The 22,235-nt window shown below is 67.4% G+C and carries 20 protein-coding genes; 10 read left to right on the top strand and 10 right to left on the bottom strand.

Annotation, left to right across the window (positions count from 1 at the left end; genetic code table 11):
• From OKA11_RS01130 to OKA11_RS01110, 5 genes are read right to left on the bottom strand one after another with little or no spacing between them, the layout of a single operon-like run.
• Positions 1-807: a cyclase family protein gene (locus tag OKA11_RS01130; RefSeq protein ID WP_267218387.1), complete on the bottom strand. Its 807-nt coding sequence runs from the start codon at positions 805-807 to the stop codon at positions 1-3.
• Positions 804-1,961 carry an alpha/beta hydrolase family protein gene (locus OKA11_RS01125; RefSeq protein ID WP_267218386.1) on the bottom strand — a complete coding sequence of 386 codons (1,158 nt, stop codon included), beginning with the start codon at positions 1,959-1,961 and terminating at the stop codon, positions 804-806. The genes OKA11_RS01130 and OKA11_RS01125 overlap by 4 nt, the downstream gene beginning before the upstream one ends.
• Positions 1,962-1,976: 15 nt before the next feature.
• Positions 1,977-2,426: a nuclear transport factor 2 family protein gene (locus OKA11_RS01120; protein ID WP_267218385.1), complete on the bottom strand. Its 450-nt coding sequence runs from the start codon at positions 2,424-2,426 to the stop codon at positions 1,977-1,979.
• Positions 2,426-3,328, bottom strand: a complete 903-nt coding sequence (locus tag OKA11_RS01115; RefSeq protein ID WP_267218384.1) for a VOC family protein — start codon at positions 3,326-3,328, stop codon at positions 2,426-2,428. The genes OKA11_RS01120 and OKA11_RS01115 overlap by 1 nt, the downstream gene beginning before the upstream one ends.
• 28 nt (positions 3,329-3,356) lie before the next feature.
• The gene (locus OKA11_RS01110) at positions 3,357-4,472 is read right to left on the bottom strand and encodes an FAD-dependent oxidoreductase (RefSeq protein ID WP_267218383.1); all 1,116 of its coding nucleotides are present in this window, start codon (positions 4,470-4,472) and stop codon (positions 3,357-3,359) included.
• Between the two features lie 137 nt (positions 4,473-4,609).
• Between OKA11_RS01110 and OKA11_RS01105 the strand changes: the two genes are divergently transcribed.
• On the top strand, positions 4,610-5,533 hold the full coding sequence (locus OKA11_RS01105; protein WP_267218382.1) for a LysR family transcriptional regulator: 924 nt from the start codon (positions 4,610-4,612) through the stop codon (positions 5,531-5,533).
• On the opposite strand, the gene pip is transcribed toward OKA11_RS01105, so the two are convergent.
• Positions 5,515-6,465, bottom strand: coding sequence for a prolyl aminopeptidase (gene pip, locus OKA11_RS01100; RefSeq protein WP_267218381.1), 951 nt, complete (start codon positions 6,463-6,465; stop codon positions 5,515-5,517). The two genes, OKA11_RS01105 and pip, sit on opposite strands and share 19 nt — an antisense overlap.
• Before the next feature lie 153 nt (positions 6,466-6,618).
• Here pip and OKA11_RS01095 point away from each other — a divergent pair, with 153 nt between their 5' ends.
• The 3 genes from OKA11_RS01095 (at position 6,619) to OKA11_RS01085 (ending at position 9,644) form a co-directional block, all read left to right on the top strand.
• Positions 6,619-7,506 (top strand): LysR family transcriptional regulator, encoded by an 888-nt coding sequence (locus OKA11_RS01095; protein ID WP_267218380.1) that lies wholly within the window; start codon positions 6,619-6,621, stop codon positions 7,504-7,506.
• Positions 7,507-7,593: 87 nt separating this feature from the next.
• The gene (locus OKA11_RS01090; protein WP_267218378.1) at positions 7,594-8,604 is read left to right on the top strand and encodes a DUF1611 domain-containing protein; all 1,011 of its coding nucleotides are present in this window, start codon (positions 7,594-7,596) and stop codon (positions 8,602-8,604) included.
• A complete protein-coding gene (locus tag OKA11_RS01085) occupies positions 8,601-9,644 on the top strand; it encodes a dipeptide epimerase (protein ID WP_267218377.1) in 1,044 nt (347 codons plus the stop codon). The genes OKA11_RS01090 and OKA11_RS01085 overlap by 4 nt, the downstream gene beginning before the upstream one ends.
• A 64-nt stretch (positions 9,645-9,708) precedes the next feature.
• On the opposite strand, the gene OKA11_RS01080 is transcribed toward OKA11_RS01085, so the two are convergent.
• Positions 9,709-10,224 carry a GNAT family N-acetyltransferase gene (locus OKA11_RS01080; RefSeq protein WP_267218376.1) on the bottom strand — a complete coding sequence of 172 codons (516 nt, stop codon included), beginning with the start codon at positions 10,222-10,224 and terminating at the stop codon, positions 9,709-9,711.
• A gap of 218 nt (positions 10,225-10,442) precedes the next feature.
• On the opposite strand from OKA11_RS01080, the gene OKA11_RS01075 reads away from it, so the two are divergent.
• Both OKA11_RS01075 and OKA11_RS01070 read left to right on the top strand, forming a co-directional pair.
• Positions 10,443-12,011 (top strand): EAL domain-containing protein, encoded by a 1,569-nt coding sequence (locus OKA11_RS01075; RefSeq protein ID WP_267218375.1) that lies wholly within the window; start codon positions 10,443-10,445, stop codon positions 12,009-12,011.
• Between the two features lie 381 nt (positions 12,012-12,392).
• The gene (locus OKA11_RS01070) at positions 12,393-14,777 is read left to right on the top strand and encodes a TonB-dependent receptor plug domain-containing protein (protein WP_379489409.1); all 2,385 of its coding nucleotides are present in this window, start codon (positions 12,393-12,395) and stop codon (positions 14,775-14,777) included.
• A 68-nt stretch (positions 14,778-14,845) separates the two neighbouring features.
• Here OKA11_RS01070 and OKA11_RS01065 read toward each other — a convergent pair whose 3' ends face one another.
• Together OKA11_RS01065 and OKA11_RS01060 are read right to left on the bottom strand one after the other, a co-directional pair.
• The gene (locus OKA11_RS01065) at positions 14,846-15,307 is read right to left on the bottom strand and encodes an EF-hand domain-containing protein (protein ID WP_267218374.1); all 462 of its coding nucleotides are present in this window, start codon (positions 15,305-15,307) and stop codon (positions 14,846-14,848) included.
• An 8-nt stretch (positions 15,308-15,315) separates the two neighbouring features.
• Positions 15,316-16,110 (bottom strand): DUF4198 domain-containing protein, encoded by a 795-nt coding sequence (locus OKA11_RS01060; protein ID WP_267218372.1) that lies wholly within the window; start codon positions 16,108-16,110, stop codon positions 15,316-15,318.
• 310 nt (positions 16,111-16,420) lie between these two features.
• On the opposite strand from OKA11_RS01060, the gene OKA11_RS01055 reads away from it, so the two are divergent.
• From OKA11_RS01055 to OKA11_RS01040, 4 genes are all read left to right on the top strand, one after another.
• Positions 16,421-18,655 carry a TonB-dependent hemoglobin/transferrin/lactoferrin family receptor gene (locus OKA11_RS01055; RefSeq protein ID WP_267218371.1) on the top strand — a complete coding sequence of 745 codons (2,235 nt, stop codon included), beginning with the start codon at positions 16,421-16,423 and terminating at the stop codon, positions 18,653-18,655.
• A gap of 56 nt (positions 18,656-18,711) precedes the next feature.
• Positions 18,712-19,314: a biliverdin-producing heme oxygenase gene (locus OKA11_RS01050; RefSeq protein ID WP_267218370.1), complete on the top strand. Its 603-nt coding sequence runs from the start codon at positions 18,712-18,714 to the stop codon at positions 19,312-19,314.
• On the top strand, positions 19,298-19,765 hold the full coding sequence (locus tag OKA11_RS01045; protein WP_267218369.1) for a YbaN family protein: 468 nt from the start codon (positions 19,298-19,300) through the stop codon (positions 19,763-19,765). Before OKA11_RS01050 ends, OKA11_RS01045 begins: the two co-directional genes overlap by 17 nt.
• A gap of 170 nt (positions 19,766-19,935) precedes the next feature.
• Positions 19,936-21,612 carry an ABC-F family ATP-binding cassette domain-containing protein gene (locus tag OKA11_RS01040; RefSeq protein ID WP_267218368.1) on the top strand — a complete coding sequence of 559 codons (1,677 nt, stop codon included), beginning with the start codon at positions 19,936-19,938 and terminating at the stop codon, positions 21,610-21,612.
• Here OKA11_RS01040 and OKA11_RS01035 read toward each other — a convergent pair.
• Positions 21,591-22,235 (bottom strand): TetR/AcrR family transcriptional regulator, encoded by a 645-nt coding sequence (locus OKA11_RS01035; RefSeq protein ID WP_267218367.1) that lies wholly within the window; start codon positions 22,233-22,235, stop codon positions 21,591-21,593. The two genes, OKA11_RS01040 and OKA11_RS01035, sit on opposite strands and share 22 nt — an antisense overlap.

Here is a 22,235-nt window from a genome sequence, read left to right as displayed (position 1 = left end):
TCAGTCCTCGAAGATCGCGACCGCGCGGGTCCAGCCCGCCGAGGCGCCCTTGATCTTGTGCGGGAAGCACGAGACAGTGAAGCCGTGGCCGGGCAGCACTTCGAGGTTGTGCAGCTTTTCAAGGTGGCAGTAGCCGATGTCGCGGCCTGCCTTGTGGCCTTCCCAGATCAGCGAAGTATCGCCGGTTTCCTTCACCTTTTCGGCGGTGTAGCTGAACGGCGCATCCCACGACCAGGCGTCGGTGCCGGTAACCCGCACCCCGCGCTCCGTCAGGTACATCGTTGCCTCGTAGCCCATGCCGCAGCCGCGATTGACGTAATTGGGCTCGCCCAGCGCCTTGCCCGCCGCCGTGTTGACCAGCACGATGTCGAGCGGCTTCAGCTCGTGGCCGATACGGGCGAGTTCGTCCTCAACGTCCTTGGCGGTCACGACGTAGCCATCGGGGAAATGCCGAAAATCCAGCTTCACGCCGGACTGGAAGCACCATTCCAGCGGCACTTCGTCGATGGTGATCGAGCGCTCCGGCTCCCCGTCCTTGCCGTTCATGGTAGGGTGGAAGTGGTAAGGCGCGTCCAGATGCGTGCCACTGTGCGTCGTCAACTTCACCCATTCCGACGCCGCGAAACCGGCGCCGTCCGGCGTATCTTCCGCCGTGACACCGGGGAAGAACATGTCCAGCTCGCCCGCCGTGTCCATGTGGGTCTGGTAGGTGATTTCGGGCTTCAGGAACGGCGGATCACTGACAACATCGTTGCAGAGCGAGATCGAGAGATCGACGAAACGACGCCTTGAAGAACTGGGTGTCATGCGGTTTCTCCTCCGAGCGTCTCGGCGAACCAGTCGGAAATCAGGTCGCGCCCGTAAGCCATGTTATCGGCGCCGACATGCTCCACGCCGCCCTCACGGTCGGTGAAGATCACCTTCTCGCGGCGCGGCGAGTTCACGAGCTGGTCGTAAAGATCGTCGGCATAGCCCGCACTGATCTGGCGGTCCTTGGCGCCATGGGTGACGAGGAACGGCACCCGGATGGAATCCATGTGGCCGTTGAGGTTCATTGCCTCGGACCTGGCGAGGAAATCCTCCTGATCCTTGGCGCCGAAGGCCCAGTGAACGTGCGCCCAATAGTGCGGCACCGGGTTCTCGCCCTCGCGCGCCATGCGCTTGTCCTGCACTTCGCGCCAGTTGTGGTTGGCACCCCAGACCGCACCCGAGGCAAAGCGCGGCTCATAGGCGACCGCGCGCGGCGCGAAGTGGCCGCCGAGCGAGATGCCGGTCATGCCGATGCGCGCGGGATCGACGTCCGGCTGCTGCTCGAGCCAGTCCACTGCCTTGCTCGCCCAGCTTTCCGAATGGGGATCGACCGGCAGGCCCTGCAGGCGCAGCGCCTCGCCCGACCCAGGCTGATCGACACAGAGCGTGGAGATCCCCCGGCGTGCCAGTTCCTGCGGCAGACGGGTCCAGTAGAGCAATTCCTTGCAGCTATCGAGGCCATTGCAGAACACCACCACCGGCCTGCGCCCCTCTCCGGGTGCGCGCGTGAACAGTGCCGGCATCGTGCCGGTTTCCAGCGGAATTTCCACGCGCTCGCGGTTGAGTTTGCCCAGCGCCGTCGAGCGATCGAAAGCCTCGCGCGCCTTCGCGTAAGTCTCCTTGCGGCCGGGGTGGCCGTGGCCCTGCATGCGCTCCGCCGTGATCAGATAGAGCGAAGCGCGCTCCAACTTGTTGGAAGCGGAAAACTTGCGCCCCTTCGCCTCATCCTCGGCGGCAAGCTCCAGCAGCTTGTCGCCCATTGCCGCCCAGGCCTTCATGAATTGCGGCGTGCCCGCATCGGCACCGTTCGCCGCCGCGTCGCGGATCGGCTGGCACATGTCGATGATCTCACCGAGCTGCGCGCCCGATTCCATCGCGATCGATACCGAGAGGTTCCAGATGTAGTTCGGAAAGTATTCGAAGAGGGCCAAGGGGGGCTCCTGTAATCAGAAATAGGGGTGCGGATTGACGGTCTTCGTCTGGATCGGCTGCAGCACATCCCAGTGCTCGACGATCCGGCCGTCCTTTAGGCGATATATATCGGCCACCGTGCCGCCGGGATTGTCCGGCGAAGGGCGGCCGTGGAGGTGGATCATCGCCATGTCGCCATCGACGAGGATGCGCTTCACATCGAACGAGGCGCTCGGCGCGGAGAACTTAGGCTCCAGCATGGCGATCGCCGCTTCCCGCCCGTCAAGGATGGCCGGGTTGTGCTGGATATAATCCGCCGCGACATAGCGCTCGAACGCCGCGCGCACGTTGCGTTCGGTGTAGAACAGGCGGGCAAAATCAGTGACCACCGCACGATTGCGCTCGGTCAGGCTGTCCGGCCCGCGCGCCGAAACCAGCGCAAGGGCACAGGCAGCAAGCGCCGCTATCCGAAGCCCGCGCCGCATCAGGCGTCTGCCGCCTGGAACAGCCGCGCATCGGGCGCGGGATGCGGCATGGTCTGCGGACCGCCGACGCCGATGCCCCACTGGTCCATCACTTGCGGGCCAGGGACATGGACCCTGTGCTGGTGCGTCTCGAAATCGACGTCCTCGAGTTCCGAGGTGTATTCCACCGCGAAACCGGCAGGCGTCGTGAAGTAACTGAAGGTGTTGTTGCCCGCCGTGTGGCGTCCCGGCCCCCAGCGCAGATCGGTGCCCCGCTGCTTGAGCCGGTGGATGCCGCGCATCATGTCGTCCACCGAAAGCATGTCATAGGCGACATGGTTGAGGCAGGGCGGCCCGGGCAGGATGGCGACGCGGTGGTGCGCCTCGTTGCAGCGCAGGAAGCACATGAAATCGCCCAGCCAGTCGCTCACCTTGAAGCCCAGCACATCGGTGAAGAAGGCCACCAGCGCCTGATGATCGGGCGAGTGCATGACGATGTGGCTGATCTTGACCGGCACGCCTTCCCAGCGCGCGACTTCGCGCTTGCCGAGCCGTTCGACACCCGTCGAAATCTCGAAAGGCAGCCCGTCGGGGCTGAAGAAGCGGAAGCCATGACCGCCGCCCGGCGCGTCGAGATCGCGCGGCGCGAAAATCACCTTGCAGCCCGCCGCAACGACCTTGCCGTGCAGCGCTTCCACGTCCTCGCGGCTGTCGGCGGCGAAGGCGATCACTTCGACATGGTTGGCGGCCGACTTGTGGAGGCGGACGACGTGATGTTCGTCATGCCCCTGCGTCTTGAACCAGACGTAGTCGTCTGAAGCGGCAACTTCCTCCAGTCCCCAATCCTGCGTGTAGAAGGCGCGTTCGGCGTCGAAATCCTCGACGCCATATCCGACATAGCGGATTTCGGTCACTCGGCTCATGGCTGCAAATCCCTGAATACTATCGAAATCAGATGGGTTGGCTGACCACCGCGAACATCTCTGCGGTGGCCTTGTGATTGTCGACCGGCGGGCCTTTACCGATCTGGCCGTGGCAGATCGCCAGCGAAGCCTCGACGATGTAGCGACAGCGTTCGTAGCGACGCGCGCGATAGGCTTCGAAGGCCCGTTCCGGCGTGTCACCGGCGCAGAGTTCCTCCGCCAGCACGAGGCCATCCTCGATCGCCATGCCCGCGCCCTGGCCCAGATGCGGCGTCGTCGCGTGGACGGCATCGCCGAGCAGTACCACGCGTCCGCTGTGCCATGGACCGTGCACCATCATGCCTTCGAGCGGACGATAGACGACGCCTTCATCCTCGGTGATCGCCTCGGCCAGTTCGCGGATTGCGGGTGCCGTGCCCTCCAGCTTTTCGCGCATCCGGGCGGCAAGGCCCTCCACCGGATAGCGCGGATTGCCCGGCTCCGGCGTGGTGGCGTACATGTACATCGTGTCTGCCGACATCGGCACCAGACCGACGCCGGTACGGCCATTGTAGACATGCAGGGCATCGAGCCCCTCGGCGCGCGGGAAGTTGTAGCGCCAGACCGATTGCCCTGTGAATTCCGGGCTCTCGGCTTCGGGCAGGACCATCCGGCGCGTCTGCGAATAGACCCCGTCCGCACCGACGACGATATCGTATCGCCCTTCGCTGCCGTCCGAAAAGCGGGCGGTAACGCCTCTTTCATCCTGCTCCAGCGCCTCCGCCGTGACCCCCAGGCGGATTTCGGCGCCAAGTTCCCGGGCACTGCCACCCAGCACCGACTGCAAGGCGCGGCGGCCGATGCCCACATTGGACGGCTTGCCCTCGACCAGCGTCGGCGTCGGGACCCGGGCGACGCGGGTGCCGTCGGGAATGTAGATCTCCACCGCATTGAACCCGCAGGCGGCATCCAGAAAGGCATCGAGAACGCCAAGCTGGTCCATCGCCCGCACCACGTTCGACTGCTGGATGATGCCCACCCCATAGACCGACCAGGTGGGATCGCGCTCGATCACCGTTACCCGGTGCCCTGCCCGCCGCAGCGCAATAGCGGCGGAAAGCCCGCCAATGCCGCCGCCGACGACCAGCACGTCGAGGTCCTTCATCTGCCTTCCTCTCGCCCTCGCGGCTTGGGCCGCACGCCCGGCGTCCCCGGACTTGTCATGGCTTCGAGATGGGCCAGCGCTTGCTACAGATCAAATTTTTTGTTTTTGTCGTTTATCACAAACAGAATCGATACCTCATGCGCCTCGACAAATTCGACCTCAACCTGCTGATCGCCCTCGAACTGCTGCTGGAGGAGCAGAACGTGACCCGGGCGGCGCAGCGGCTGAACCTCACGCAATCGGCCATGAGCGCAGCGCTCGGCCGCCTGCGGCTTGCCCTCAACGATGAGCTGCTGGTGCCGCACGGACGGCGCATGGTCGCAACGCCCCATGCGCTCGCGTTGCAGCCCATGGTTTCCGAAGCGGTGCGCAACTTGCGCGTACTGATCTCGGGCGCGACCGCGTTCGATCCGGCGACCTCAGACCGTCGTTTCGAGATCGCCGCATCGGACTATGTCGCCACCGTGCTGCTCGGCCCGCTGCTGCCCCGCCTCAAGGCCGAGGCGCCGGGAGTGGACATCAACATCGTGCTGCCCACCCGCGAAACCGGCGTACTGCTGGAAGACGGCAAGCTCGATTTTCAGCTGACGCCCGAACAATTCCTGATCCCCGAACATCCCAGCGAACTGCTGTTCGAGGAACGCCATGTCGCGGTCGGCTGGGCGGAGAACCCGGTCTTTCGCGGGGAACTTACGGAGGAGCGTTTCTATGCCTGCGGCCATGTCGCGGTGCGGATCACCGGCGTGCCCTCGTTTGCCGAGCGGCACATGCTCACCACGGACGACCCCCGCCGCATCGAGGTGACGGCACCCTCGTTCTCGCTGGTGCCCTGGCTGCTGCCGGGCACGGGATTGCTCGCCCTGATGCATGAGCGACTGGCGCGGGTCTTTGCGCCACTGCTGCCACTGGCGATCCGGCCCGCTCCGGCGTTTCTTCCGGCGATGCCGCCCATGCGCGAGATGATCCAGTACCACGCCGCCCGCGCCACCGACGCGGGCATGCTATGGTTCAAGGACCGGCTGATCGCTGCCGCTCGAAACGATCAGACCTTGCCGGCGTAACGATCGGTCGCGCGGATCAACTGGTCGAGAATGCCCGGTTCCGAATAGGCGTGGCCGGCCCCTTCGATCAGGTGGAAGTCCGCCTGCGGCCAGGCCTTGTGCAGCGCCCAGGCATAATGGGCCGGGCACGGCATATCGTAGCGGCCATGGACGATCGTCCCGGGAATGGCGCCCAGCTTTTGGGCATCGCGCAGCAACTGGTCCGGTTCGAGCCAGCAATCGTTGACGAAATAATGCGTCTCCAGCCGCGCGAAGGCGAGCGCGAAGCGGCCATCGTCATGCTGCGCCGAGTTGGCGGGATCGGGCAACAGGGTGATCGTCTCACCCTCGAACATGCTCCAGATGCGGGCCGCCTCGATCCGCTCGGCTTCGGGGCCGGTTGTCAGACGGCGGTGGTAAGCGCGAAGGATATCGCCGCGCTCTTCCTCGGGAATCGGCGCGACGAGGCGCTCATATTTCTCCGGGAACATCTGCGAGACGCCGAACTGGTAGAACCAGTCGAGCTCCGCTCTGGAGCACATGTAGATGCCGCGCAGCACCAGTTCGCTGACCCGCTCGGGGTGCTTCTGGGCATAGGCGAGCGAAAGCGTCGAGCCCCAGGAACCGCCGAACACCAGCCACTTTTCCGCACCCATGAGTTCGCGGAATCGCTCGATGTCATCCACAAGATGCCAGGTCGTGTTGGCATCGAGGGAGGCATGGGGGAGCGACCTGCCGCAGCCGCGCTGGTCGAACAGCAGGACGTCGTAGCGCGCCGGATCGAACAGCCCGCGATGCGCCGGGGAAATGCCGCCGCCCGGCCCGCCGTGTAGGAAAACCGCCGGTTTCGCGTCGGGCGTGCCGCAGCGCTCGTAATAGAGGGAGTGACCGTCGCCGGTATCGAACATGCCGGTCTCGTAAGGTTCGACCGGCGGATAGAGAGTACGAAGCATGGGCCCATCCTGTGCCATCGGGCAACAATTGAAAAGGGGGGAGGCCGCGCATTTCGAACCGCACAGAACCCTAGCAGAACGACACCTGGAAGTACCCGAGCAACCCCAAGCCGCCACTGGACATACCTTGCCCCGATCCGGCAAACCCCCGGCATGAACCTGCGCCACATCGAAGTCTTTCACGCCGTCTACACCACCGGCTCGGTCAGCGCCGCCGCGCGGTTGCTGCACGTATCGCAGCCCGCCGTGACCAGCCTGCTGCGCCATGCCGAAAGCGTGCTCGGCTTCCCGCTGTTCGAGCGCACCCGCGGCCGCCTGGTGCCGACCGCCGATGCCCATGCCCTCTACGAGCAGGCCGACGCCATCCAGGAGAAGGTCCGCCAGATGCGCGACACCGCGCGCAACATGCGCCATGGGCGGGGCACCACCTTGCGGCTGTCCACCCTGCCCGCGCTCGGCATGGAACTGCTGCCCGAAGCACTGGCGGGCTATCTCGCGCGCCATCCCGGCGTCTCGATCGAACTGCACACGATCCACCACGACGACATGGCCGCCAAGCTGCGCGCGCACGAGACCGACGTCGTCATCTGCTATACCCCGCCGCGCGATACCCTGCTGGCCAGTTCCCGTCTCGGCGAGGGGGAGATGGTCGCCTGCTTCCGCGAGGCCGACCTGCCGGATGCCCTCGATCCGTTGCCGCTGTCCGCGCTGGCCGGGCGCGCGCTGATCTCCACCGCCGACAGCGGCCCGCAAGGGCGCGCCATGGCCGACGAACTGGCGCGCCACGAGATCGAGACCGATCCGGTCGGCGCCTCGCGCACGTTTTTCGTGGCGGCCGCCATGGCGCGCGCGGGGCTCGGCATGACCATCGTCGACCTGCACACGGCGCTGGCGATGCAGGCGCCCGGCATGGCGATGCGCAGGCTCGACCCGCCCCAGCCCTATGCCATTCACGCGGCCTATCTGGAGGCGCGCCCACCCTCGCAGCTCGCACTCGACTTCCTCGATTATCTGCGCGAGCGCCTGCAAGTCCATAAGTAAAGATTATGGATGAGCGCCGGATTGCGATGCCCGCCCGGCGTTCACCCGTGCTACGGCCCCGTCACACCCAGACGGAAAGCACTATCCATGATCCCCGGCCCCTTCCTCCTCTACATCGGCGACAAGCGTAACCCGCTCGACATCAAGACCTCGCGCGGGCTGGCCACGTTCCGCCGGGCGGACTGCATCGGCGAACTGCGCGAGGCGGACAACACCCTGACCCTCGGCCTGCCGAGCATGACCGCGGAGGAGGCCGTCGCCGCCGGTGCCCGCTCGCTCGTCCTCGGCATCGCCACCAGCGGCGGCCGGCTCGAGGAAGCGATGATCCCCCATGTGCTCGCCGCGCTCGACGCCGGGCTCGACATCGTCTCGGGCCTCCACCAGCACCTCTCCACCGAACCGCGCATCCGCGAACGGGCCGAGGCGCTGGGCCGCCGGCTGATCGACGTGCGCGCCGCCCCCGAAGGCCTCAAGGTCGGCACCGGCGCCGCGCGTCCGGGCCGCCGCATCCTGACCGTGGGCACCGATTGCGCGGTCGGCAAGATGTACACCTCGATCCACCTCGCCGATGCCCTCAACGCCCGCGGCGTGCCCGCCCGCTTCCGCGCCACCGGCCAGACCGGCGTGCTGATCGCCGGCGACGGCGTCGTCATCGACAGCGTGATCGCCGACTTCATCGCGGGCGCCGCCGAAGCGCTGTCGCCCGCGCGTGAAGACGGTGTGTGGGACGTGATCGAGGGACAGGGCTCGCTGTTCAATCCCTCCTTCGCGGGCGTCTCGCTCGGCCTGCTCCACGGCGCCCAGCCGCAGGCCCTGGTGATGTGCCACGATCCCTCGCGCCCGCACATGCGCGGCCTTCCCCACATGCAGGTGCCGGGCATTGCCGCCTGCATCGAGGAGAACCTGCGCAGCGCCAGGCTGACCAGCCCCGATGCCGAGTTCATCGGCGTGTCGATCAACGGCTCACTGTTCGACGCGGCGGCCGCCCAGGATCTGCGCGCACGGATCACCGCCGAGACCGGCCTGCCCTGCGTCGATCCGCTCGTCACCGGCATGGACGCCGTGATCGACCGCCTGATCGCCCGCTTCCCGGCGTGATCCGCCGCCTTTCGGCCTCGATCGCGCACTACCCCCTCGCGCGGCCCTTCGCCATCGCGAGGGGCACGCGCGAGGCGATCGACCTGGTTCACGTGACCATCGAACAGGACGGGCACGTCGGCCGGGGCGAAGGTGCTCCCAATGCCCGCTACGGCGAATTCGCCCCCGCCATTGTCGCGCAGATCGCCGCCCTCGCCCCGCTGGTCGAAGCCGGTATCGAACGGACGGCCCTGCTCGGTGCCGTGCCCCCGGGTGCGGCCCGCAACGCCATCGACAGCGCGCTGTGGGATCTTGAGGCCAAGCGCTCCGGCGTGCCGGTCTCGGCGCATTTCGGCGCCTTCCCCCCGGCGCTGCGCACCGCTGTCACCGTCGGCATCGACCGTCCCGAGGCGATGGCCGCCCGCGCCGCCGCCATTGCCGCCGAGCATGGCGCCGGAGACGGGAACGGAGACGGGAGCAGCAGCGGAAACAGCAGAGAGGGGCCCCTGCTCAAGATCAAGCTCGACGCCCACGACGTGGCCGAGCGCGTCTCCGCAATTCGCGCCGCCGTGCCCCACGCCGTGCTGATCGCCGATGCCAATGAGAGCTGGAACATGGCCCTGCTTGAACGGGTCCTGCCGGCACTGGCACAGGCCCGGCTCGAACTGCTGGAGCAGCCGCTGCCCGCCGGGGCGGACGACGTGCTGGAAGGCTTCGATTCTCCGATCCCGCTCTCCGCCGACGAATCCGCCCACGTCGCTGCAGACGTTGCCCGCCTGCGCAGCCGCTACGCCTATGTGACGATCAAGCTCGACAAGTCCGGCGGCCTCACCGGCGCGCTTGCGCTGGCCGAAGCCGCGCGCAGCGCCGGCATGGGGGTGATGACCGGCTGCATGCTCTGCTCGTCCCTCTCGGTCGCCGCCGCCTGGCCGCTCGCCGCCATGAGCCGCTTTGTCGACCTGGACGGCCCGCTCTGGCTGGCGCGTGATCTGCCGGGTGGATTTACCGTGCAGGACGGCTTTCTGACCGCTTCGGGTACGTTCGGCTGGGGCCAGCCGTAAGCGCGTCAGCGGGGGACAGGCGCCGCGGTGCTCGGCCCATCGGCCAAGGCAGCCCCGGCGCACCTCACCCCAGATCGATGACATAAAAGCGCGTATCCACCGCCATGCGCGGAAAGCGCTTCGGCAGGTCTTCCACCGCGACCGGTCGGAAGCCGCTGCGCTCGTAGAAGCGATGCGCGGCGAGGAACCGGTCGGTCGTGCCGAGGTAGACCGTGCCGATCCCATTCCCCCGCGAGGCGTCCAGCAGGCTGCGCAGCAAGGCGGCGGCGACGCCCCGCTCCCGCCCGCGATAGTCCGCCGCCACGAACATCTTGCGCAAGGCACCGCCGCCCCTGCGGTCCGTGCCGGAGCCGAGATCGCCGATGTCCTTCATCGCGATGGTGCCGACGATCCGGCCCTCATGCTCGGCGACGAGAAAGCCGCCCCGTCCGGTCTGATACCAGCTGGGGATCGCGCGCAAGTCGGGCTGGTCCTCGGCGGTCACCGCCACGCCGAATTCCTGCTGCTGGATCGGCAGGATCAGGCCGAGGACTCCCTGTTCGTCGGCGGGCACGAAAGGACGGATCACGGGCTGGTTCATGGTTCCCTAATGACTAGGCGGCGTGGACACATTCCGCAACGCCACCGGACAGCCCGTTCGCGGTTTCCTGCAGGTGGTCGCGCAGCGTCGGTCCATCCTGCTGTGCGATTGAATTTGTTGTTGAAATCGGGCTTGCCGCCCATCCACGCGGCATCCCAAGATATAGATCTTCTGACAGCCTGCAGATGCGGGCAGGAACGCATCCATGTGGGATTTGCATGAGCCGCCGCAAGATTGCCGCCATTGCCTCTTTGCTCGCCGTGCTGGCGGCAGTCACGCCGCTGGCAGGCATCGCCATCTACGCGCGGCATAGCGCCGCCGAATCCGAAAAACGCCACCTTGAAGAATATGCCGGGTGGACTCTGAAGCGTGCCGATCGGAGTCTCGACTTCGCCCGCGGCGCCATCAGGCAGCTCGAACGGGAAGGATTGTCCGATTGCTCCCCGGCGCACATCGCCCGCATGCGCCAGCTTACCATTGCGACACGCTCCGTCGAGGAAATCGGCTTTTTCAGGAACGGGCGTCTCGCCTGCACGAGTTGGGGCCGCGTCGATCAACCGATCACGATGGGCAAGCCCGACGTACAGTTGGACGATGGCTTCGGCCTGTTTCTGAAAATGCCGGCAAGGCTCTCCGACGGCATGGCCATGAATGCGCTCAGTCATGGGAATTACGACGCGCTCATGCATCCCGCGCGCATGATCGATGTGTTGACCGACACCGCCATGACGCTGGGAATCGCCTCGATCAATGGCCGGGTGATTTCCGTCAGCGGGCCGGTGCCGGCAGACCTCCTCGAGCGCGTGGCCAGCCGCCAGGGGGCGGGGCGACAGGGCGAGTTCATGTTCGCCGCGATCGAGGAGGGAAAGCTGCGCGCGTTTGCGGTAAGCGATCATAGGCTTGCCGATACACGCGCCCAAAAGGACTTATGGTATCTCATCCCGCTCGGGCTCGTCACTTCGGCGCTGCTCGTCGCGCTTGTCCTCTGGGCGCTGCGTCAGCGCCTTTCACCGCACAAGGAACTGGCCATCGCGGTGAAAAACCGCGAGTTCGTCACCCTCTACCAACCCATCATCGAGCTATCGACCGGCCGATGCGTCGGCGCCGAAGCGCTAATGCGGTGGAACAGGCCGGACGGGACTTCGATATCTCCGGAAATATTCATCCCGCTGGCCGAGGAAACCGGCCTGATCGAGGCGCTCACCGACCATGCGATCGCGTGCGTCGCCGCCGATCTTGCGCGCTGGAAAGACGAAGCCGGGGGCGAATACGGGGGCATGCACATTGCCCTCAACATCTCGTCCGCCGACATGCAGAGCGGTCGTTTCCTGGCCGTGCTGGCCAAAACACTGGCTGACGCCAACGTGGCGAGCGAACAGATCTGGCTCGAGGCCACCGAACGCGGCTTCATGAACGCCGCCGCGGCCCGTGCCACCATCGAACGCGCACGCGCGGCAGGACATGTCATCGCGATCGACGACTTCGGCACCGGTTATTCCAGCCTGTCGTTACTGGAGACGCTGCCGCTCGACACTCTCAAGATCGATAAGTCGTTCATCCGTGCCATCGGCAAGCAAGCGGCAACCAGCCTGGTCATTCCGCACATCATCGAAATGGGTCACAGCCTCAATTTCAAGATCGTGGCGGAAGGCGTCGAGACCGAGGCACAGCAAGTGTACTTGCGCGATGCCGGCGTCGAGTTTGCCCAGGGATGGCTGTACTCGAAGGCGCTGCCAGCAGACGATTTCCTGGCGTTTCATAATCTTACAAACAGGCCATCGGCGTGAAGATACAGGCGGCAGGGCGGCACAGGATTGTCCGCGCCGCCCGGGCCGCCTGCGAAGCAGCGCTAGGGCTTATCCTAGATTTCCTATGTCGCGCAGGCGCTTCCCCGCCTTGACGGCATAATGTCAATCAAATAGGTCGACAAAGCGCGAGGGATACTGGCGCGACTTTCCCGTCATCGGGGAATTCGCGTGAGTGGACGATGCTGCGGATCCAGCATTTGCCAGTCAGCGTCAATGGTGCGGGACGCCGCCTTCCCCCCGTTATCGTCCGACGATTTCGTCCGACGTTTGCGTCCAACCGGGCATGCGACAACGCAGCCCACCGTACCCGGCCGGGAATCCCCCCTTCCGGCCCACAAACGTGACTACAGGGAGTTTCTCGTGAAAATCAGCCTGACCCGCCTCTCGCTGGGTGCAGCCCTCGTCTGGGCGCCATTCCCCGCGCTGGCCCAGACCGCGACCGAGAGCGGCGACGCCGCCGAGCCCGGCGCCGACATCATCGTCACCGGCACCCGCGCCGCAGGGCGCTCCCGTCTCGACAGCGCCTCGCCGGTCGACGTGCTGAGCGCGAACAGCCTGCGCCAGCAGGGCACCACCGAGCTTGGCACCGCGCTCGCCGCCGTCGCCCCCTCCATCGATTTCCCCCGCCCGTCCGCCGTCGACGGCACCGACGCGATCCGCCCCGCCACCCTGCGCGGCCTCTCGCCCGACGCCACGCTGGTGCTGATCAACGGCGTGCGCGGCCACTCCGCCGCGCTGCTCAACACCAATGGCGCCGTCGGGCGCGGCTCGGCCGCGGTCGACCTCAACACCGTGCCCACCGTGGCGCTGGAGACCATCGAGGTGCTGCGCGACGGTGCCTCGGCGCAATACGGTTCGGACGCCATCGCCGGTGTCGTCAACCTGCGCCTGCGCAAGGCGCGCAGCGGCGGCGGCGCCAGCGTGACCTACGGCCTCTACGACACCGACGTGGACACCGCGCGCGGCAGCCGCAGCGTGACCGGCGAGCGCGCGATCACCGCCTCGGCCTGGCAGGGCTTCGGCTTCGGCGAGGACGGCTACCTGACCGTTTCCGGCGAATACGTGAACCGCGACGCCACCAACCGCGCCGACTTCGACCCGCGCGTCACCCCTTCGCGGGTGACCGGCCGCTTCGGCGATCCCGCCGTGGAACAGTACAGCCTCTGGGCCAATGCCGGCACCTCGGTGGGCGACAACTGGCAGCTTTACGGCTGGCTCGGCTACCAGCACCGCGAAAGCGAAAGCGCCGCCTTCCCGCGCCTGCCCTCTGCCGCCGCCGCCGTGTCCGAACTCTACCCGGACGGCTTCCTGCCGCTCATCAACACCCGCTCGAAGGACCTCAATTCGGCGCTCGGCCTGAAGGGCGACCTCGGCGACTGGAACGTCGACGTGAACGTCAGCTACGGCCGCAACCGGATCGACTTCCGCACGCTCAACTCGGCCAACTACAGCTACGGCAACGAATCCCAGACCGACTTCTACGACGGCGCGCTGATCTATGACCAGCTGGTCGGCGGCGTGGACGTGTCGCGCAAGTTCGACGTGTTCCAGTCGCTCAACCTGGCCTTCGGCGTCGAGGCCCGGCGCGAGGGGTACGAGATCAAGGCGGGCGAGCCGGCCTCCTACGGCTATGCCGACAATCCGGTGGCGGGCGCCGCCCCCGGCGCGCAGGGCTTCCTCGGCTTCTCGCCGCTCAACGAAGTGAGCAGGCATCGCGGCAACCAGAGCGTCTATCTCGACCTCGAGGCGCAAGTGACCGACAAGCTGCTGGTCGGCCTGGCCGGTCGCGGCGAGCACTATTCGGACTTCGGCTCGACCGGAACCGGCAAGCTCTCGCTGCGCTACGATTTCAGCCCGGCCTTCGCGGTTCGCGGCACGGCTTCCACCGGCTTCCGCGCGCCTTCGCTCCAGCAGCAGTACTTCACCTCGGTCTCCTCGGTGGTGCAGAACGGCGTGCCGATCCTGACCGGCACTTATCCCTCGACCAGCGACGTCGCAGTGGCGCTTGGCGGCAAGAAGCTGCAACCGGAAAAGTCCACCAACCTCTCGGCGGGCTTCGTGGTGCGCAGCGGCGGCTTCGACCTCACCGTCGACGGCTACCGTATCCACCTGCGCGACCAGCTCGGCCTTTCGGAGAACATCCAGGCCAGCTTCAGTTCGCAAGTGGCCGACCTGCTGGCCCCCTTCAACGTCTCGGCGGCGCGCTTCTTCATCAACGGCCTCGCCTCGACCACCAAGGGCATCGACGCGGTGGCGCACTACCGCCTGCATGCGGGTGAGAACACCTTCGACCTGACGCTGGCGGGCAACGTCAACGACGTGAAGGTCACCAAGGTGCCGACCTCGACCTCGGTGCTCGATCCGGCGCCGACGCTGTTTGCCCGCAGCCGCATCCTGACCATCGAGCAGGGCACCCCCGGCGAGAAGGTGACGGGATCGGTGGACTGGTCGAACGGCCCGCTCGGCGCCACGCTGCGCGCGACCTACTACGGCGACGTGCTGCAGGCCGGAACCACGGCGGCGAACGACTACAACACCGGCGCCCACACGATCACCGACCTGGAACTGCGCTATCAGCCCGCCAAGGGCGCGCAAGTGGCGATCGGCGCGAGCAACCTGTTCGACGTCTACCCGCACAAGGTGCCCGCCGCACTGAACTCGACCGGCGTGCTGGGCTTCCCGTACTACTCGCCCTTCGGCTTCAACGGACGCTATCTCTACGTCCGCGCCGGCTTCAACTGGTAATGCAGGAAGGCCGCGGCGAGGTGCCCCCACCTCGCCGCGGCTTCTCCCCAATGACCTCCTGAAAGACCTCAGGCGTCCGGGTTCGGCACGTCGGCCATGGAAACCCAGCCGTCGCGATCGGTATCGTGGCGCTGGAACATGGCCCAGCCGGTGGCCGCGAATTCGGCGGTGGTGATGCCGCCGCTGTGATCGCTGTCCAGCACGCCGAAGCGGACATCGGCCTGGCGCAGCTGGCGGCTGCGCATTTCCGCGCGCTCGCCCTCGGGGCGTTCGCGCAGGTCGCGCTCCAGCCGCTCGCGATAGTCGCCGACATATTCATCGTGCGAGAGGACACCGTCCCGGTTGCGGTCCATCCGCGCGAATTCGGCGTCGCGGCCGCGCTGGAACTCTTCCTTGCTGACCTTGCCGTCCCCGTCGAGATCCTGCTCGCGGATGAAGGTGGCCAGGTCGTGCGAGGCGGCATGGGCCGCGCAGGGCAGCAGCAGCGCCGCCGACAGGCAAAGCACGCGGCGCAGGATGGTCTGGGTCATGGTCGTTCTCACTCGGTGACGGAATAGCTGAGCGCGTAAGTGTAGCTGCGCGCCGGATCGGCGCCGCTCGCGGCCACGCGGTGGCGGGTCATGGCGAAGTAGAGCCCGGCACGCGGCGCGGTGATGGCAAAGCGGCCCTGCGCATCGCTGACGATCAGCGGCAGGCGCACATTCTCGCCGTCTCCCGCCTGCGCCTCTTCCACTTCGACATCGGCACCGGCGAGCGGCTTGCCATCGAACAGCACCTGGAATTCGGCAGGCTTGCCCGCCTTTATGGTATCGGGATGGGTGATCGCGCGGTACTCGATGCCCTTGCCGGTCGGCGCCAGCGCGGCCTGCGTCGGCGCGCCGCGGGTGACGTAAGCCTCGGCCCTGGTCACGCTCTGCATGTCCACCGGCGCGACGCCTGCGGGGAGCGGCCGGCGCGGATCGATGAATTCCCACACCCCGTCGATCAGCGCCGCCTTGGCGACCCGGCCCTGCCGCGCGCCGCTGCTGATGCGATAGGTGCCCTGCGCCGGGGTCGGCACGTCCAGCACCGTGAGATCGCGCAGCACGACCGGTTTCAGCGGGGTGCTGGCGCCATCGGGACCGACGACGTGGAACAGGTCGGACTGCATGGCGATAGCGGGCACAAAGACATGCTCGCTGAACGCGGCCTCGACGCTGACATGGTCCTGCCCGGCGAGCGTGAAGCCGTTCGGCAGCAGATAGGGTGAATGCGCCAGGGCCGGCGGGGCGATGAAGGCGGCCACCAGCGCGGCGCACGCCAGAGCCGACCAGTAGCGGGTATCATGTTGCATGGATGGTCCTTCCTTGTGGACGCTGGCTGCGAAAGTTGGTGTCGCGCTGGTCTCACATATCCTATTGCGAATCAATAGCAGTGAGATAGAGGAGCGAATCAGGGGCACCGGACGGATGCCTCGCCCTCGCCAGCCATGAACCTCGCCTGGCGCGATGTTCGCCCAGCCTGCGCTTAGCCTGCGCCCCAGCGTGCGCTCGGCCTGCGCCCAGGCTGTGCTCGGCACTGTTGGCCATCGGGGCGTGCCCGTCGTCCGGCACGATCACGCCCATCTATTGCTATTGCGTCTCATTCGTGAACGGTACCAGAACATGATTACCGCGCTGCTGACAGGAACGAGCACGATCGGCATTGGCCGGGGTATGGCCTCCGCCGCCGCGTTGATGCTCGTGCTTCCCGGCGCTCCGGCGCTGGCGCAGGCCGCGGACAGCCCGGACGATACCGTCCGCCTCGGGTCGTTCCCGGTCAGGGCCAAGGCCGAAGACACCGCTGATTCCGAGCGCAGTGCCAGCGGCAAGCCCCGCGTGCTCACCACCACGACGACCGCCGAGACCCTGCGCGAACGCATGGTCGACAGCCTCTCGGACTATGCCCGCCGCGTCGATGCCGGGGTGAACTTCAACCCGCAGAACCAGTCGATCAACATTCGCGGCCTCGATGCGAACCGGGTGCTGACCACCATCGACGGCATCCGCACCCCCTGGCTCAACGACGGCGCGCGCGGCGTGCAGGGCGGCGTCGCCTTGTTCGACTTCAACGCGCTCTCTGCCATCGACGTGGTGAAGAGCGCCGATTCCAGCTTCTTCGGCACCGGCGCCCTGGCCGGCACGCTGGCGCTGCGCACGCTCGATCCCGAGGACCTGCTGGTGGACGGCAAGGTCCAGGCGGGGCTGGGCAAAGTCACGTATGACAGCGCCAGCGACAGTGCCTACATCAACCAGGCCGCCGCCGTGCGCAGCAAGGATACGCTGCTGCTGATCCAGGGCGGCTACCAGAACGGCAACGAGACGAAGAACCAGGGCAATAGCGGCGGCGCCGGATCGACCCGCACCGATGCCAACCCGGCCAGCTACGACCAGCTCAACCTGCTGGTGAAACTGCACCAGTACCTGCCCGGCGGGCACCGCCTCGGCCTCACCGGCGAGATCTTCTCGCGCGACTATGACGAGAACACGCTGACCTCGGTCGGCTCGACCTATTCCGCCTACAACACCCAGAACAAGACCAAGCGCAAGCGCATCTCGGGCAGCTACGACTATCAGGGCGACGGCGGCGCGATCCGCGAGGCGCACCTCGTCGGCTACTGGCAGCGCAGCAACCTCGAAACCTACACCGCCGGCGACCGCCTGACCGCGCCGATCGGCAAGTACATCCGCGACAGCGACCTTGAGGTCGAGATGTACGGTCTCAGCGGCGCGATCACCGCCGACTTCCAGACCGGCCCGGTCTCCCACGCGGTCACGCTCGCGGGCGAGGCCTATCGCACCAATACCAGCCAGTACGCCGCCGGGCAGGACAACTGCACCGCCGCGATCTATTCCTGTTCGTTCCTGCACGTGAACCAGTCGGACATGCCGACGGTGCACGGCACCGATCTCGGCCTCGTCCTGCAGGACCGCATCGGCTTCGGCGCGGCGCAATGGCTGCACGTGACGCCGGGCATCCGCTACGACTACTATCGCCGTTCACCGCAGGATACGCCCAGCTACACCGAAAACGCCGCCTATGAGGGCCTGCCCGCCAGTTCCTCGGACCACCACTGGTCGCCCAAGGTTCTGGTCGAGGCCGAAGTCATCTCGAAGCTGACTCTCTACGGCCAGTACGCGCAGGCCTTCCGCGCGCCTTCCGCGACCGAGCTGTACCTCGCCTATGGCGGCACCGGCAGCTACGTCACCGTCGGCACGCCCGCGCTCAAACCCGAAACCAGCAAGGGCTACGAATTCGGCGTCCACTACGGCGATGCCCGCCGGGGCCTGCGCCTGGCCTACTATCGCAACAAATACCGCAACTTCATCGACACGGTGACGACCACGGCGGCCGCCGCCGGCCTGTCGGGCAGCTATCCCTTCGGCGTGTTCAAGTACATGAACCTCGACCGTGTGCGCATCTACGGCATCGAGGCGAGCGGCAACTGGGAATTCTCGAAGCATTGGCGGACCTGGGCCTCGCTGGCCTATACGAACGGCAAGAACACCCAGGACGACTACCACCTGAACTCGATCCCGCCGCTGCGGGCAGTGCTGGGACTTGGCTATACGCACGACAACTTCGGCGTCGACCTTTCGGGAACGGTCGCCGGATCGCGCAACAAGGTCGAAAACCCCGCGTCGGACCTCAACAAGACGCCGAGCTACGGCATCATCGATGCCAGCGCCTGGATCCAGCCCGCCTTTGCCAGGGGCCTGCGGCTCCAGGTCGGCGTCTACAACCTGCTCGACAAGACCTACTTCAACGCGCTCGACCTGCCCGACAGCGGCAGCATCCCGCAGCTGTTCTACTCGCAGCCCGGCCGCACCGTGAAGGCGACCGCGCTGATCTCGTTCTGACCCCGCCCCGCCCCCGTTTCCCCCCGTATCCCGCTCAGAAAGGCCCGCACCCCGTCATGACCCGATCCGCCGACAACGCGCTGCTGCCCACGCTCGTTCACGCGCTCCGCACCGCGACCCACGACATGCACGATCGTCTCGACAAGGCGATCATGGCCGCCGATCCCTTCTCCAGCCTGCCGGGCTACGGCCGGTTCCTGGAAATGCAGTTCCTGTTCCACCGCGACATCGCCGCGCTCTACGCCAGCGAGGCGATGCGCTACATCCTGCCGGGCCTCGCCGGACGCCAGCGCCTCGATCTCATCGAGGCGGATCTCGCCGATCTCGGCCGGCAATTGCCGACGGGGCATGGCACCCCGGCCTTCACGCCCGGCACGCCGATCGACCTGCCCCAGGCCCTTGGCTGGCTCTACGTGGCGGAGGGGTCGAACATGGGGGCAGCGCTGCTGCGCAAGGAAGTGGCCAGGATCGGACTTTCCGACCATCACGGCGCCCGCCACCTCGCGCCCGCGCCGGAAGGGCCGGCCGCGCACTGGCGCGCCTTCGTTGCCGAACTCAACGCGGCCGAGCTCACGCCGGAGGAGGAACAGCGCGCCGTGGCCGGAGCCAGGGCCGCCTTTGAACGGGTCCGGTCGCTTGCCGATGCCTGTTTCGCCTGAGCGGCCAGGCAGCACCCAGGACCTGCTCCGAAGGGGGCGGGCATCCCGCTGGGCCTGGCTGGTGCTGGGCCTGGCGCTGGTCGGCATCGGCGTGGTCGGGATCTTCGTCCCGCTGCTGCCGACCACGGATTTCATGATCCTTGCCCTGCCTTGCTTCGCCCGCTCGTCGCCGAAGCTGGAAGCCTGGCTGCTCGATCATCCCCGCTTCGGCCCCGGGCTTCGCGCCTGGCGGGCGGAGCGGGCGATCCCGCGTCACGCCAAATATGCCTCGTGGATCGGCATGACGATCGGGTTCACCTCGTTCTGCCTCATCGCCCATCCGCGCCCGATCATCGCGCTCGGGGTGGCGCTGGTGCTGCTGGGATGCGCGGTCTGGGTCGGCAGACGGCGCGAGCCGGGCCAGACGCCGTGCGAAACCGAAGCGGAAAGCGCCGAGGCCGTGAACCCATGAACGGCGCCATCGAAGGCGGCCTGCCCACCTGACGCTTGCCTGCAGGGACCGTCCTGCGCTAATAGCCTGCTTCCCATCGGCCATGATGGCCACCCAGCGAACGGAACCGCAAGACGATGTGATCCCTGCCTGACCGCAATGCCCATTCCGCCTTGCTTTCAGGAAGTTCCATGTCCTTGCCCACCTCTTCGCCCGCCGCCGGGCGTTCGCAGCCCGCCATGCTTTCGCTGGCCAATGCCAGCTGGTCCGCGCCCGACGGCACGCCCGTCCTGTCCGGGATCTCCATCGACTTTGCCGCCGAACGCTGCGGCGTGGTCGGCCGCAACGGGGTGGGCAAGAGCACCGTGCTGCACCTCCTGACCGGCGCCCTCACTCCCGACCGCGGCCGGGTCACGCGCGCCGGATCGATCGGCACCATGCGTCAGATCGTGCAGGTGGACGCGCAGGAAACCGTCGCCGATCTGCTCGGCGTCGCCTCCGCCCTCGCCCTGCTGGACCGTGCCGAAGCCGGCACCGCCACTCTCGATGAACTGTCCGAGGCGGACTGGACGCTGGGCACCCGTGTCGACGAGACGCTGCGCCGGGTCGGACTGGAACTGCCGCCGCAGACCCGGCTGGCCGCGCTTTCGGGCGGCCAGCGCACCCGCGCCGCGCTGGCGGGCGCGGTCTTCGGCGAGCCCGATTTCCTTCTGCTCGACGAGCCGAGCAACAATCTCGACCATGACGGTCGCCGCGCCGTGCTCGAGCTCATGGCAGGCTGGCGCGCGGGTGCGGTGGTCGTCAGCCATGACCGCGAACTGCTCGAAGCCATGGATGCGATCGTCGAGCTGACCACGCTGGGCGCGGCGCGCTATGGCGGCAACTGGAGCGCCTACCGCGCGCGCAAGGCGGTGGAACTTGCGGCGGCCGAACAGGACCTGGCGGGGGCCGAGCGCCGCCTCGGCGACGTGCAGCGCAAGGCGCAAGTCGCCCGCGAACGCCAGCAGCGGCGCGATGCCGCCGGCAGCCGCAAGGGCGCGCGGGGCGACATGCCGCGCATCCTGGCGGGCATGCGGCGCGACCGGGCCGAGAAGAGCGGCGGTGAAAACGCCCGCCTCGCCGCGCGGCTCCACGAGGCTGCAGCGCAGGCCCATGCCGAGGCGGAAGCCCGCGTGGAACGGCTGGAAACGCTCGCCGTCACGCTCGCGCCCACCGGCCTCCTGCCCGGCCAGCGGGTGCTCGACATGCGCGGCGTCACGTTCGGCTACGCGCCGCAGCAGCCGCTGCTGGACAAGTTCGACTTTGCCGTGACCGGGCCGGAGCGCATCGCCCTCGGCGGCCCCAACGGCACCGGCAAGTCAACGCTGCTCGCGCTGCTCGCAGGGCGGATCGCGCCGTCACGCGGCACGGTCGAGGTCCATGTGCCGTTCGCGCTGTTCGACCAGGGCATGACCCTGCTCGATCCCGGCGCGACGATCGCGGACAATTTCGCGCGCCTCAATCCGGGCATGGACAACAACGCCTGCCGCGCCGCGCTGGCCCGGTTCCAGTTCCGCGCCGAGGCTGCCGACAAGGCGGTCGGGGCGCTCAGCGGCGGCCAGACCCTGCGTGCGGGGCTGGCCTGCGTGCTGGGCGGCGCGCATCCGCCGCCCTTGCTGATCCTCGACGAGCCGACCAACCACCTCGACCTCGCCGCCATCGCCGCGCTGGAAGCGGGCCTTGGCGGCTATGACGGCGCGCTGCTGGTGGTGAGCCACGACCCGGCGTTTCTCGCCGCCATCGGCGTGAGCCGCCGCGTGGAACTGCAGCCTGCCGCCGCGGCGCCGGACTTGTCGCCACGCCCGGATCAGACGGCCGCATCGGCATAGATGCCGTCCATGACAAAGCGGGTCATCGCCGCCCGGATCGCGGCGTCGTCCGCCATGCCATCGGGGTAGAGCCAGTCCTTGAACAGCACGCAGCCCAGCACCGCGGCGAAGCTGATCCGCACCATCAGTTCCGGCGGCAGCTTGTCCTCTCCGCCGGTGCGGCGGCGCACCACCTCGGCCCCGCGCGCGAAGTAGGCGTGCAGGGCGTCGACGCCGCCCATGCCGGGCACGTCGCCGTCCTTGCCGGTCTCGGCCACGATGAGCGACAGGAACATGCGCTGGTGCTGCTGGATGAAGTCCTGCAATTCGGCGATGTAGGAGCGCGCCTGTTGCTCCCTCGGCGCCGCGCCCGCAGCCGGACTGGCCGCCATGAAGGCCTGCAGATGCTGGTCCAGCGGCCGCTGGATGGCTTCGCGGAACAGGTCCGCCTTCGAAGCGAAATAGCGGAAGATCTGGGTTTCGGTGGTCTGCGCACGCGCCGCGATGGCGGCGGTCGTCGCCCCGGAAAATCCGAAAGCGCAGTATTCCGCCTCGGCGGCGCGCAGGATCGCCTCGCGCAGCTGCGCGGGGGATCTTCTCTGCCGGGGCCTGTCGCCCTTCGTGGCTTCGGTGTTGCGCGGCAA

It is taken from the genome of Novosphingobium clariflavum, assembly GCF_026420865.1.
GTDB classification, from domain to species: domain Bacteria; phylum Pseudomonadota; class Alphaproteobacteria; order Sphingomonadales; family Sphingomonadaceae; genus Novosphingobium; species Novosphingobium clariflavum.
The sequence above is the reverse complement of the archived record's forward strand: the minus strand, read 5'-3'. Positions and strand labels throughout refer to the sequence as shown.